A 13,308-nucleotide genomic window follows, 5' to 3' on the forward strand; every position below is an offset into this window, starting at 1 on the left:
GCGCTTGCATTGCTGGAATGATAGCGTTGTCATTACATCGTTAGCCCGAGCCGCAACGGCTTTGCAAGGGCTATGTGAAATCGCCGCCCCGCGCCGTCGGGGCGATCGGCGATCTGTGGACCGAGGGAGGAATTTCCATGCTGATCGGAGCGGTCGCCGACGATATTACCGGCGCCACTGACCTGTGCCTGATGCTGTCACGCAGCGGGTTGAAGACGCGGCAGGTTATCGGCCTGCCGGGGCCGCAAATGGACCTGTCGGGCGCCGATGCGGTGGTGGTCGCGCTGAAGTCGCGTACCATTCCGGCAGGCGACGCGGTAGAACTGTCGCTGAAAGCGGCGAAAGCCCTGCGCGCGGCCGGGGCGCAACGCCTGATGTTCAAATATTGCTCGACCTTCGACTCCACCGACCACGGCAATATCGGGCCGGTCACCGAGGCCCTGATGGAGTTCACCGGCACGACCCTGACCATCGCCTGCCCCGCCTTCCCGGCGACCGGGCGCACGGTCTACAAGGGCCACCTTTTCGTGGGCGACCGTCTGCTGTCGGAAAGCCCGCTCAAGGACCACCCGCTCACCCCGATGCGCGACCCCGATCTGGTGCGGGTTCTGGGGCGGCAGACGACGCTGAAAGTCGGCCTGATCGACGTCACGACGATCAGGCAGGGAGAGGCCGCGCTGCGCAAGGCCTTTGAGGCCGCCCGCGCGGCTGGCACCCGCGTCGTCGTCACCGACACGATCGACGAATCGGACTTGATGACGCTCGGCGCGGCCTGCGCGGAGATGCCGCTGATCACCGGCGGCTCGGGCATCGGTCTGGGCCTCGCCGCAGCGCTTCGCGACCAGAGCGACGCGCATAGCGCCCCGGATCGGATGCCAGCTCCGGAGGGCCGCAGCGCGATCCTCGCGGGCTCCTGCTCGGTCGCGACCCGCGGCCAGATCGCGGCCGCTCAGGCTGCAGGGCTGCCGAGTCTCGCGCTCGACGTGGAGGCGCTGACCGAAGGCCGACAGAGCGCGGATGAGATCGCCGATTGGGCCATCGCACAACCCGCCGACAGCACCCCCCTGATCTACTCCAGCGCAGATCCGGCGCAGCTCGGCAAGATCCAGTCCCGTCTGGGCCGAGACGCCTCCGGCGCGCTGGTCGAAGACACGCTGGCCGCAATCGCCGAACGCCTGCGCGACGCCGGGTTCACCCGGATGTTGATCGCGGGCGGCGAAACGTCGGGCGCGGTGACGACGGCGCTCGGTGTGCGCCTGCTCGACATCGGCCCCGAGATCGACCCCGGCGTGCCGTGGACGATGAGCCTCTCCGGCCCGCGCCTCGCGCTCGCGCTCAAATCAGGCAATTTCGGCGCCGAGGATTTCTTCCTCAAGGCGTGGGACCTGCTGGAGCCGGAGGCCGAACATGTCTGACGAAACGCGCCTGCGCGACCAGATCTGCACCATTGGGCGCTCGCTCTTCGATCGCGGCCTTACCGCCGGGTCTTCCGGCAATATCTCGGCGCGGCTGCCCGATGGCGGTTGGTTGATGACGCCCACCAATGCCTCGCTCGGCACACTCGATCCGGCCCGGATCTCCCTTTTCGACCGGGACGGCAACTTCGTCTCGGGCGACAAGCCGACCAAAGAATCCTTCCTGCATTTCGCGATGTATGACGAGCGTCAGGAAGCGGGCGCGGTGATCCATCTGCACTCGACCCACTCGACGGCCGTCTCGATCCTGCGCGACATCGATCCCGAGGACGTGCTGCCGCCGCTCACGGCCTATCACGTGATGCGCGTGGGCAAGCTGCCGCTCGTGCCCTACTACGCGCCGGGCGATCCCGAACTGGCCGAGGCCGTGCGCTCGCTCGCCAGCGCGCATCATTCGGTGCTGCTCGCCAATCACGGCCCTGTCGTCGCGGGCACCAGCCTGTCGAACGCGCAATATGCCGCCGAAGAGCTGGAGGAGACCTCCAAACTGTTCCTCGCCCTGCAGGGCCACGCGATCCGCCCGCTGACCCCGGCGCAGGTCGCCGACCTGCGGGAGCGCTTCAATCTCTGATCCGAATTTCACGACCTATCGACCCAAGCGGAGTATCCAATGACTAAGACCCAGGAAACCATCGGCTTCATCGGCACCGGCCTGATGGGCCACGGCATGGCCAAGAACATCGTCGAGAAAGGCTATCCGCTGACCGTGATCGCCCACCGCAACCGCAAGCCGATCGAGGACCTGGTCTCGCGCGGGGCGACCGAGGCGACCTCCTATGAAGACCTCGCGTCGCGCTCCTCGATCATCTTCCTGTGCCTCACCGGCGCGCCGGAAGCCGCCGAGGCGGTCGCAAAGCTGACTCCGGGCCTGAAAGAGGGCAGCGTCATCGTGGACTGCTCGACCGGCGAGCCGACCGTGACGATGAAGCTCGCAGAGGACATGGAAGAGATCGGCGTCGCCTATGCCGACGCGCCGCTCAGCCGCACCCCGAAAGAGGCCTGGGAAGGCACGCTCGATTGCATGGTCGGCGCGGATGAAGAGCTGTTCACGCGCATCGAGCCCGTGATCGACACCTGGGCGGGCAAGATCGTACGCGTCGGCAGCCTTGGCGACGGCCACCGCATGAAGCTGCTCAACAACTTCATCTCGCTGGGCTATGCCGCGCTTTATTCCGAAGCCCTCGCACTGTCGCGCAAGGTGGGCATTCCGATCGAGCAGTTCGACAAGGTGATCCGGGGCGGCCGGATGGATTGCGGCTTCTACCAGACCTTCATGGGCTACGCGCTCGAGGGCAACCGCGAGGCGCACAAGTTCACCCTCGCCAACGCCTACAAGGATTTGCGCTACGTCGAGTCGATGGCGAATGCCGCCACTGTCGCAACCCCGCTCGCCAGCACGGCCAAGAACGCCTTCGCGATGGCAATGGCCACCGGCGGCGACGGCCCTGAAGATTACGTGCCGCATCTCGCGGATTTCGTTGCACGCGCGAATGGGCTCGACTGAGCCCACGCACCTCCCGGAAGCGACGGCTCAGCCCGGCCGGATATGGTCGGGCTGAGCCAGCTCATCGGGACGGTCAACCGGGATAATCGCGCGTCATCTGCAGCGATCGGCTTCTGGCGGCATTGATCGGTTCGGCCTCGGCCCGCTCATTCGAATATCCGACCGAGAAAGATGCGCCTCGAGACCGATGTCGCGCAGGAGTGCAGGCGGGAGGTCTCGCGGGTCGGTGAAGCGGCGTCGTTTTCGGAGACGACACGCGAGACGCCAGAGCAGGTTCTTCATGGGACAGATGCTCTCTTGGGGGCGATCTGACGCCCCTCAGCCAGAGCCATGTTCCGGCCGAAGGCATCACGGAAGCTTCAAGTTCGCCTGAGGGCGCCCTCAGTTGCGACCGGGCAGACGAAGCCGGCCGCTTGCGAGCAACACGCCGAGGATGGCGACGAACACACCCAGAATCTGTTGCCAGCCGGGCATCCGCCCGAAGGCGATCGCGACGAGAAGCGCGGCGACAGGGACGAGATTGAAGAGGACCGAGGTCGCGGCCGGCCCCCGCACCGAAATGCCGACCTGCCAGAACAGATAGGCCAGGACCGAGCCGCCCAGTGCCATGTAGAGAACCAGCAACTGGGTGACCGACCCCGACTGCACCAGTTCTTGCACAGGATTTCCGACCAACAGGGAGATCGCCACGAGCCCGAACGCTCCGAAGACCATTGTCCAGGTCGCGGTTTCCACCGCAGATGCCTCGCGAACCCAACTGCGGCATCCGATGGAGTAGAGCGACCAGCCGATGCTTCCGATCAGGATGAGAATGTCGCCGCCGGAGAACCGCGTTCCCGTGAACGCTCCGACCGTCATAGCGACGCCGACCAAGCTCACGATCATTCCGACGATCGCGGTCCCTTTCGGCAGGCGTCTTTGAGCCAGCGCATCGAGCAGATTGGTCGTCAGCGGCGTCGTGCCCATGATCAGTGCAGCGGTGACCGGGCTCGAACTTTGCATCCCGAGAAACAGGGCGGCGTTGAAGCCCGTGACCCCGGCGACGCCGAGAACCGCGAAGGCGGGCCAGTTACGCTTGAGCACTTGAAAATCAACCCCGCGCGAAACCCCAAGCCAGATCACGATCGCAACCGCTGCGATCGCGAAGCGGCTCGCGGCAGCGGTCCAAGGCGACAGATGTTCGAGGGCGACGCGGGTCGCCTCGAAATTGGTGCCCCAGAAGATTGCCGCCAGCGCGCTTAGGGAGAGCGCACTGCCGTCTGACATGGAGCGTTTCGCTGGAGGGAAGTCGATTGCGGACATGATGGCCTCATCCGATGGGAAGACGCCGGCTGTTTACGCTTTTCATTTTGGGAGGCGTAGAGATAATACTGGCAATCAGTTTTCCAAAATTGGAAGAAAACTTTGCGACTGAATTGGGACGACACGCGGATTTTCCTCGCTCTGGCGCGGACGGGCACCCTCTCCGGGGTCGCCCAGACCCTTGGCCTTGGGGTCGCGACGGTGTCGCGCCGCGTCGATCGGCTGGAGCAAGCGCTCGGCGTGCCTCTCTTTCTGCGCCACCAGAGCGGCTACCGTCTGACCGATCAGGGCGAGGCGCTCTTGCCGCGTGCAGAAGAAGCGGAGCAGGCGATACAGGGCTTTTCTCAAGGCGCGGGGGCGGAGGCCGAAGTGGCGGGCCTCGTGCGTCTGGCAAGCTTCGAGACCATCGTCGCGCCCATCATCGTGCCGGCGCTCGCGCCGTTGCTGGCAAGACATTCCGGGCTCGATGTGGAAATCCTTTTCAGTGCCGCAGTCGTCAATCTCCATCGTCGCGACGCCGACCTGGCGCTGCGGTTGTTGCGCCCAGAACATGGTCACCTTCTGGTGCGTCAAGTGGGCGTTCTGGGGGTAGGCCTTTACGGACCGCCGAGCGGGGCCCGACCCGAGCGCTTCGTGACCTTCCCCTTTCCCGAGGAGAGTGGGGTGAAGCTGCAAGTCGAGTGGGCCCGTGCCTTCGGAGCGGATCAAGCGCCGCGCCTCGCGGTCAACACTTTGGCGGGACAGGTCGAGGCGGTGGCACGCGGCGTGGGCGTGGGCGTGCTGCCGCACCTTCTGGCCCGCGAGGCAGGGCTCAGGCTCCTGGCGGATCGGCTCCCCAACGGATCTGCGATGGAGCGTCCGATCTACATGGCAATCCACGCCGATCTCGCGGCATCGCGCAGGGTTCGGGCGGTGGCCGATACGCTCATCCAAGCCCTCGAGGCCCGTCGCGCCGAGCTGGCAGAACCGTGAGTGCTCATGCGATCCGGGAATCGCGGCAGATCAGCCAGAATGAAAAGCCCCGCGACACGGCGCGGGGCTTCTCGTGTGTCCCAGACTAGATGCGAGTGATCAACCGTAGACCAGTTTCGGCAGCCAGATGATGATCTCCGGGAAGAACATGCACAGCAGCAGCCCCACCACCTGAAGCGCGAGAAACGGCAGCGCCGAGCGGAAGATGTCGCCCATCGGAATTTCCGGCGGCGCCACCCCGCGCAGATAGAACAGCGCGTAGCCGAAGGGCGGCGAGAGGAAGCTCATCTGCATGTTCACGAGGTAGAGCACCCCGAACCACAGCACGAGATCGTCGGGATCGCTCAGCCCGAAGGCCTCGGCCCCAAGCGCTTTCACGATCGGCACGAAGATCGGCACGCAGAGCAGCAGGATGCCGACCCAGTCGAGGAACATCCCGAGAATGATCAGCACGAGCTGCATGATGATCAGGATGCCCCACGGCCCGAGCCCGGTCGCCTCCAGCGCGTTCTGCACGAATTGCTGTCCGCCCTCGAGCACATAGAGCCCGACGAAGATCGTCGCCCCGAACATGATCCAGATGACCATCGCCGAGGCCTTGAGCGTCGTGATCGCGGCCTCGCGGATCGTCTGCCAGTCGAGCTTGCGGTGGATGGCGGCCACGATGATCGCACCGAAAGTGCCGATGCCCGCAGCTTCCACCGGGGTCGCGACACCGGTGAAGATCACGCCCAGCACGATCACGATCAGCGAGATCGGCGCCGACATGTTGCTCATCAGGCGGATCTTCTCGCGGCCCGTGATACGTTCTTCCGGCGGGATCGGCGGGCCCATCTCGGGGTTGATCGCACAGCGGATCAGCACATAGGCCACATACATGCCCGACAGGAGAAGGCCGGGGATTACCGCGCCGATGAACAGTTCGCCCACCGATTGCTCGGCCACGACCGCGTAGATGATCGCAAGGATCGACGGCGGGATCAGGATCCCGAGCGTGCCGCCCGCCATGATAGAGCCCATCGCGATCTTGGCATTGTATCCGCGATCGAGCATCGCCGGCAGCGCGATGATCCCCATCGTCACCACCGCAGCCCCGATCACACCCACCATCGCGGCAAGCACCGTCGAGGCAATGATGGTGGCCGCGGCCAGACCGCCGCGCACACCGCCCAGCACCTTGTAGATGACGTCGAACATCTCGTTGATGATCCCTGCCCTCTCCAGCATTGACGCCATGAAGATGAACAAGGGGATCGCCGAGAGCTGGTAGTTCGTCATCAGCGGGAAGATGCGGCTCGGCACGATATTGAGCGCGCGTTCGTCGCCCAGCACGAACAGGAAGACACAGGCCAGACCGCCCGTGACGAAGGCCAGTGGAAGCCCTGCCATCAGCAGGACGACCAGCGAGCCGAACATGATGAGTGTCAGCCACTCAATTCCAATCTCAAGTCCCATGTATCAGCCCCTGCCCATCACGACCCGCAGATCCTGCGCGAATTTTGAAATGCCCTGCAGAACAAGCAGCAGAGCGCCGATCACCATGACCCATTTCATCGGCCACAGAGGCACCTCCCATTCGTTGAAGCTGATCTCGCCCCAGCGGACATTCGCATCGGTCCATTGTCCGAGATTCCAGTTCGCCAGCATCTCGCCGGTCGGAATTTCGCCGCGCGCCCATTGCGAGATGAGCCCGTTGCCCGTGGGCACGGCGATCGCATCCATCGCAAAGATCCACGACGTCACCAGAAGCGTGCCCGCGAAGATGAAGAAGAAGACCGAGGTCAGCAGATCGACCCACGCCTTGCGGGGTTTCGACAGCGGCGCGTAGAAGATGTCGACGCGCACATGGCTCTCGGTCAGCATCGCGTAGGCACCCGAGATCAGGTACTGCATCCCGAACATCAGATACATCGCCTCATGCGCCCAGTTCGTCGGGCTGTTGAAGACGTAGCGGCTGATGACCTCGAAGTAATAGACGAAGACCGCGATGATCGCCCAATAGCTGACGAACTCGCCCGCCTTGAGCGAAATCCGATCGATCCAGCCTGTCCAACCTTTCGAGACATGGCGGGAATCGTCTTTCATCTCCTCTTCCTCGAGCGCTTCGAGACGCCGCTCGACCTCGCTTTCCTCGTCATGCTCGGGCAGCGAGGCGTTGGCGCGCCGCACCAGCATCGGAAGCAGGAGCGCGTCAATGACGATCCCCGCAAGCAGCACCCAGAAAGCGTATTTCGAGATGCTGCGCCATTTTGCGAGCACGGCGGCGGCGGCGTCCCTCTTCGGGCGCGCCTCTGTGAGATCGGCCTGAGCCTGTTCGATCAGCGACTCGCCATCCGCGACCCGCTTCTCGGCGCGATCGACATTTCGCTGCGCGCGCTTCTGCGCAAAGCTGCCCTCTTCGGCGGCGGCCAGCTCCTCGCGCAGCTTCGGAAGATCGGCCTGCGCGGTGTCGACCCGCTCCTGCTCGCGGCTCAGAGAACGCTCGGCCATACGCACCACGTTCGACATGTCCGAAACCGTGCCGCGCGCGTTATGGCCCTGTGCATTCGCGTAAAGAATGGCGATGAAGACCGGAATGAAGAGAAAGCCCAGCAGGCTTTTCACATAGAAGCGATGCAGTCCCAGCATCCCCCCGGTCACGAGAATGAAATAGCCCAAGGAGAGCGAATAGCGCCGCTCCGTCTTGCGTGGCCTGTTGGCCAGAGACGCCGCAATGATCGGAAACAGGATCAACCCTGCCCAATAGGCCCAATGCGGTAGAGTGAAGTCGATATTGGGCATTGCCCACCCCCTGTTGTCGGGACATGCCCGGCCATCAGTTGAACCGGGCCCGCGCCAGAGGGCGGGCCCGTCAGACTGTCTTCGAGATCAAATCAGAGCTTCAGTTCCAGCCCGTCGACCAGATCGGGCGTCACATAGCCGAGCGAGCCGGACATCATGTAATCGAGCTGCGTCTTGAAGATCCGCGCGCTGTCCTTGTCGCGGTTCGCGTACTTGAACCAGATCGGGACGGCGACTTCGGTCATCAGCTCCACATCGTCCTGGCTGAGGCGCGTGACCTCGGTCCCGTCGGCCTCGAACTTTGCCCAGGCTTCCTGGTCGGCCTTCTGGATCGCCGCGTGATGCATGTCGGAATAGACGTGGGTTTCCATTTCGACGAACTGCTTCATCTGCGGGCTGAGCTTGTTCCACGCATCCATGCCCACGGTGATGTCCATGATGTCGACCGGCTGGTAGAGCGACATCATGCCGGGCGGGCCCATCGAGATATAGCTGGTCACCTGACTGAAGCCGAGCGCGTAGTTCACCGCAGGGCCTACATAGTCCGCCACGTCGATCGTGCCCTTCTCCAGCGCGGGGAAGATTTCCGAGCCCGGAAGCACGGTGGTCTCCGCCCCGATTTCGCCGAAGACGTCGGCGACCATGCCGCCGGGAAGGCGCATCTTGCGACCGCGGAAGTCGTCGATCGACCGGATCGGCACCTTCGAGTGGATGATGTTCGGGCCGTGGTGGACGGGGCCCACGAAATACATGCCTTGCGCCGCATAAAGCTCGCGCGCCATTTCCAGCCCGCCGAGGCCGTAATAGAACACGTCGAATTCGTGCGGATTGCGCAGGCCGAGCGGATAGGACGTCAGGAAGACGCCCGCCGGGATGATGCCCTGCACGTAGATGGTGAACGGGTTGACCGCGTCGAGCACGCCGTTCTTCACCGCGTCGTAAAGCTGGAAGTCGCCCACGACGTCATTGGCGCCGAAAGGCTGGAAGGCCAGCTCGCCGCCGGTCTTTTCCTGAATGGTGGCGCACCAGTCCTTGAAGGTCTGAAGGCCGACACCGCCCGGCCACGAGGTCTGGATCTTCCAGGTCGTGCCGTTGGCTTGGGCCGAGGCGATATGCGGCGCGGCAAGGCCGGCGGCGCCCGCCGCCGCAAGAGTGCGCAACGCATGTCTGCGAGTGGTCAGATGTTTCATGGTTCCTCCCCGTTTTGGTTGCGACCCCGACGGACGCGGGGCCGAATGAGAGGGAGGTCGAAAACACGCGATGGCACTCCTCCAAGCGCATCGCGACTTCGTGAGACGTCGTGATCGCTAAGGCTTCCAGCTTCTCCTCAAAAGCGGAAACCCACTCTCCTCCCCCTGTATAGGCGAGGTTTGCACGGGTTTTGTTTTTTCGCAAGTATTCACGAATTTGCGTGCGTTCGTGAAATATCCCTAAAATTCCAACGGGGGCGGCTCAGGGCCGAGCTGCAGCCCTTGCCCATTGCACAACGCTGGGGCGACTTCAGGTCGATGGAGAAACACTCCTGCCAGATACTTCCCTGCTGCGCGCGCTTTATCGCCTGTTCGCGAGGATGAATTCCCCGATCTTCTCGACCAGCAAATCGCGGTCGTGGTCGAGGGTCGCGACGTGGAACGAGTTCTCCAGCCAGACCAGTCCGACATCCGAAGATCCGACATCGCGCAGGATCCGCAGCCCATTCTCGGGGGCGACGACATGATCGATGCGGGACTGGAAGACCAGGATCGGCTGGCGCAACTCCGGCAGCATCGCGCCCGTGGCACAGGTCAGCACGAAGCGTTCGCGCATCGTGGTGGACGGAATCCGGTCGTAACAGATTTCGCGCCGGTCGGGATGGCGGATATCCGAGCCGATGCCGCGCTGGAACGGCTCGGGTCGATCGCCGAAGAGGCTCGCAACCTGATCGGGGCGATAGAGCCCGGTCGAGCCGTTGATCGTCACGACGCGATCGACCCGATCAGGAAAGCGGATCGCGAGGTTGAGGGCGATGGTCCCGCCGAGAGACAGCCCCGCCACAACGATCCGGTCGCACTCCTGCCGCAGCGCCGCGAGCGCCGCCTCCGCCGAGGCCAGCCAGTCCCGGTATCCGGTCTGCGCCAGTTCCTCCGGTGTCGTGCCGTGACCGGCCAGCAGCGGCACGCGGACGCTCGCCCCGCTGAGCCGATGCAGGCCATGTGCGACATGAGCCACGCTTTGGGGCGTGCTCGTGAACCCGTGCAGCAACAGCACACCCGTGCGGGAACCCTTGAGGTCAAAGGGCGCAGGGTCGGTATCGTAATCCATCGGGTCTCACACTGGCAGTCGGCATTTGCGGCGCCATAAGACGTCAGGTGTTCCGCGAGGTTCAAATAGGCTTGTGTGATCGGGTGATCGCGAAATTGGATCACCCCCGCCGCGGTGTCAGCCTAGGAAGATCGTACGGAAATCCTGCAGCAATTTCGTGTCGACCACCTTGCTCCAGGCCATCGCGATCGTCAGCTCCGGGCTCCAGCCCGGCACCGGGAGAATTTTCAGCGCGGCCGGCAGACTGTCTGCGGCGCTGATCGGGTAGAAGGTCAGGCCCCGCCCCTCCGCGACGCGCTGGAAGATCACCTGCACGTCCCACGCTTCGTCGACCACCAACGGATCGAGACCGCCCTGTGCGAAGGCCGTGTCGAGCAGGGCCCGGAACGAGCGCCAGTTCTCCCGCAGGCCCATCACGAAGGACCGCTCGCGCAGCGCCTCGAGCGACAGCGCCTCGACATCGCGCGGCACGACGACGCCGATCCGAGTGGACCAGATCGGCTCCTGCGCGACGGCCGGGTCTTGCACGCTGTCATGCGCCAGCAGGAAGCCGATATCGATCTCGCCCGATTTCAGGTTCCGCATCATCGTGTCCGTCGACATCACGTGCATCTCGACCTGACAGCCTGGATAGCTCTGGTGGAACCGATCCAGCCCGGCGGAAATCTGCGACGACGAGGCCAGTGCGGAATAGCCCACGATGATATGCCCGCGCGCGCCGAGCGCGTTCTGCCGCGAGGCGCGGATCGTGCGCTCGAACGTGGCAAGGGTCAGGCGCGCATCCTCCAGAAAGATCCGTCCTGCCTCGGTGATCTCGAACACGGTCGCGCTGCGCCGGAAGATCGCAAAACCAAGATCGGTCTCGGTGTCCTGAATCGTCTTGCTGATCGCCGGCTGCGCGATGTTGAGCGCCTCGGCGGCGGCGCGGAAACCACCCGCATCCGCGACCGCGATCGTGTAGCGCAAGTGGCGAATGCCGATGCGCGTTGGGCCCATGAGTATCTCTCCCTGCCGTCCTCCCCGGAGCGATAACGAACCGCGATCATCCGATCAAGCTTTGCTATTTGAATAGGTAGTCCCCGTCAGGAATGCTCTGGCCGGCGCACAAGATCGCGGGGAGGTGACCGGTGCAGAGAGGATTCATTGATCGAGCGTTTCGGCGACTGACTCACGGGCTGATGCTCGTAGGCGGGCTGGGCATCATCGTTATGATGGGCAACATCACGCTCGACGTGGTGCTGAAGGTATTCTGGAACGCCCCGATCCAGGGAACGGTCGAGATCTCGTCCTATTATTACATGGTCGCGATCGTCATGCTGCCGATGGCGCTGGTCGAATATGACGACGAGCAGATCAGCGTCGATCTGCTGTTCAACCATTTTCCCGACTGGCTCCAGCGGATCAGCCTGCTGATCACCTTCTTCGCGACCGCGGCGATCCTGTCGGTGATGACGTGGCGCACGGGTCTCGACGCGGTCCGCGCCTTCAAGGTCGGCGAAGTCGTGATGGGCAGCCGCGAGATCATCGTCTGGCCCGCCCGTTGCATGTTGCCGTTGGGTTTCGGGCTTGCGGCCGTGGCGGCACTCTTGCGCGCCGTGCTGCTTGTGCAAGGCAAACCCGTCACCAAACTGCATGATACGGAGTCCGCGGCATGAGCATGTTGACCATTGGGTGGATCGGCGTCGCGAGCCTGTTCGGACTTCTCGCGCTGCGGATGTCGATCGGCATCGCCTTGATGATCGTCTCCTTCATCGGCATCGCATCGATGCTGAACCTGACCGCGGCTTTCGGCATCGTGAGCGCCCTGCCCTTCAGCTTCATCGGGGATTGGTCGCTGACCGCGATCCCGATGTTCCTGCTGATGGGCTTCGTCGCCGCCAATACCGGGCTGACGAGTGGCGCCTTCGACCTGCTTAAGATGCTGCTGGCGCGGGTGCCGGGCGGTCTCGCCTCGGCCAGCGTCGGCGCCTGCGGACTGTTCGCGGCGGCGTCGGGCTCGAGCATCGCGACCACCGCCGCGATGTCGCGCATCGCCGTGCCCGAAATGCTGCGCGCGAAGTATCACCCGTCGCTCGCGACCGGCGTCGTGGCCGCTTCGGGCACGCTTGGCTCGCTGATCCCGCCGTCGATCCTGATGGTGCTCTACGGGATCTTCACCGAGCAGTCGATCGGCCAGCTGTTCATCGCGGGCGTCGTGCCGGGCCTGATATCCGCGCTGATCTACATGGGAATGATCACCGTGCGCTGCGCGGTGAACCCGAAACTCGCCCCGCGCGCCGCCGAGCCGTTCGACATGCGCCGCTTCCTGAGCCTGCTGTGGTCGGTCTGGCCGTTCCCGGTCCTGATCATGGGCGTCCTTGGCGGCATATTCGGGGGCTTCTTCACACCGACCGAGGCGGGCGGAATGGGAGCGACTCTCGCCGTTCTGATCGCGCTGCTGCGCCGGAGCCTGACATGGGAGGCGATGCGCGCCGCGATCCGCCAGACCGTCGTCGCCACCTCCTCGATCTTCTTCCTGTCGATCGGGGCGATCATGTTCACCCGCTTCATGGGGCTGTCCGGCGTGCCGCGCTCGCTGACCAACGCGATGCTCGCCGTCTCCGACGACAAGGTGGTGATCATCCTGATGGTGGCGGGGCTGTTCGTGATCCTCGGCATGGTGATCGACTCGATCGGCTTGATGCTGCTGACTCTGCCGATCCTGCTGCCGGTGCTGGAAGCCGCCGACATCAACCTGATCTGGTTCGGCATCATCACGATCAAACTCCTGGAGATCGGCCTCGTGACGCCGCCCGTGGGGCTCAACCTCTATGTCCTGCACAGCGCGCTGTCGGGGAAGGTGAAGCTCGGCAACATCATCTCCGGCACGACCTGGTTCATCGCGATGGACCTGCTGACGCTCATCCTGCTGATCGCGTTTCCGGCGCTCAGCCTCTACCTGCCCGCGCTGATGGCCGGGTGAAACGACAACTC

12 protein-coding genes are annotated in these 13,308 nt (G+C 64.1%); 6 read left to right on the plus strand and 6 right to left on the minus strand.

Features of this window, described 5'->3' with window-relative positions; translation table 11 throughout:
- Window positions 1-137 precede the first annotated feature (137 nt).
- The 3 genes from otnK to B6V75_RS07740 are packed head-to-tail and all read left to right on the plus strand — an operon-like array spanning window position 138 to window position 2,979.
- Window positions 138-1,415 (plus strand): 3-oxo-tetronate kinase, encoded by a 1,278-nt coding sequence (otnK, locus tag B6V75_RS07730; RefSeq protein WP_088719233.1) that lies wholly within the window; start codon window positions 138-140, stop codon window positions 1,413-1,415.
- Window positions 1,408-2,046, plus strand: a complete 639-nt coding sequence (gene otnC, locus B6V75_RS07735) for a 3-oxo-tetronate 4-phosphate decarboxylase (protein ID WP_088719234.1) — start codon at window positions 1,408-1,410, stop codon at window positions 2,044-2,046. The genes otnK and otnC overlap by 8 nt, the downstream gene beginning before the upstream one ends.
- Window positions 2,047-2,085: 39 nt before the next feature.
- A complete protein-coding gene (locus B6V75_RS07740; protein WP_075776421.1) occupies window positions 2,086-2,979 on the plus strand; it encodes an NAD(P)-dependent oxidoreductase in 894 nt (297 codons plus the stop codon).
- Window positions 2,980-3,360: 381 nt separating this feature from the next.
- Here B6V75_RS07740 and B6V75_RS07745 read toward each other — a convergent pair whose 3' ends face one another.
- Entirely contained in the window at window positions 3,361-4,281 is a 921-nt protein-coding gene (locus B6V75_RS07745; RefSeq protein WP_240496925.1) for a DMT family transporter, read from the minus strand.
- A gap of 102 nt (window positions 4,282-4,383) precedes the next feature.
- On the opposite strand from B6V75_RS07745, the gene B6V75_RS07750 reads away from it, so the two are divergent.
- A complete protein-coding gene (locus B6V75_RS07750; RefSeq protein ID WP_206198470.1) occupies window positions 4,384-5,253 on the plus strand; it encodes a LysR family transcriptional regulator in 870 nt (289 codons plus the stop codon).
- 99 nt (window positions 5,254-5,352) lie between these two features.
- Here B6V75_RS07750 and B6V75_RS07755 read toward each other — a convergent pair whose 3' ends face one another.
- The 5 genes from B6V75_RS07755 to B6V75_RS07775 form a co-directional block, all read right to left on the minus strand.
- Window positions 5,353-6,708, minus strand: a complete 1,356-nt coding sequence (locus B6V75_RS07755; RefSeq protein WP_075776423.1) for a TRAP transporter large permease subunit — start codon at window positions 6,706-6,708, stop codon at window positions 5,353-5,355.
- Between the two features lie 3 nt (window positions 6,709-6,711).
- On the minus strand, window positions 6,712-8,034 hold the full coding sequence (locus B6V75_RS07760; RefSeq protein WP_088719236.1) for a TRAP transporter small permease subunit: 1,323 nt from the start codon (window positions 8,032-8,034) through the stop codon (window positions 6,712-6,714).
- Between the two features lie 92 nt (window positions 8,035-8,126).
- Window positions 8,127-9,224: a TRAP transporter substrate-binding protein DctP gene (gene dctP / locus B6V75_RS07765; RefSeq protein ID WP_075776425.1), complete on the minus strand. Its 1,098-nt coding sequence runs from the start codon at window positions 9,222-9,224 to the stop codon at window positions 8,127-8,129.
- Between the two features lie 361 nt (window positions 9,225-9,585).
- Window positions 9,586-10,335 (minus strand): alpha/beta fold hydrolase, encoded by a 750-nt coding sequence (locus tag B6V75_RS07770; RefSeq protein ID WP_088719237.1) that lies wholly within the window; start codon window positions 10,333-10,335, stop codon window positions 9,586-9,588.
- Window positions 10,336-10,452: 117 nt separating this feature from the next.
- On the minus strand, window positions 10,453-11,331 hold the full coding sequence (locus B6V75_RS07775) for a LysR substrate-binding domain-containing protein (protein WP_088719238.1): 879 nt from the start codon (window positions 11,329-11,331) through the stop codon (window positions 10,453-10,455).
- 131 nt (window positions 11,332-11,462) lie between these two features.
- Between B6V75_RS07775 and B6V75_RS07780 the strand changes: the two genes are divergently transcribed.
- Window positions 11,463-11,990: a TRAP transporter small permease subunit gene (locus B6V75_RS07780; protein ID WP_141104897.1), complete on the plus strand. Its 528-nt coding sequence runs from the start codon at window positions 11,463-11,465 to the stop codon at window positions 11,988-11,990.
- Window positions 11,987-13,297, plus strand: coding sequence for a TRAP transporter large permease (locus tag B6V75_RS07785; RefSeq protein ID WP_088719239.1), 1,311 nt, complete (start codon window positions 11,987-11,989; stop codon window positions 13,295-13,297). The genes B6V75_RS07780 and B6V75_RS07785 overlap by 4 nt, the downstream gene beginning before the upstream one ends.
- The last annotated feature ends 11 nt before the right edge of the window (window positions 13,298-13,308 follow it).

Source organism: Thioclava sp. F1Mire-8 (assembly GCF_002213165.1).
Taxonomy (GTDB): Bacteria; Pseudomonadota; Alphaproteobacteria; order Rhodobacterales; family Rhodobacteraceae; genus Thioclava; species Thioclava nitratireducens.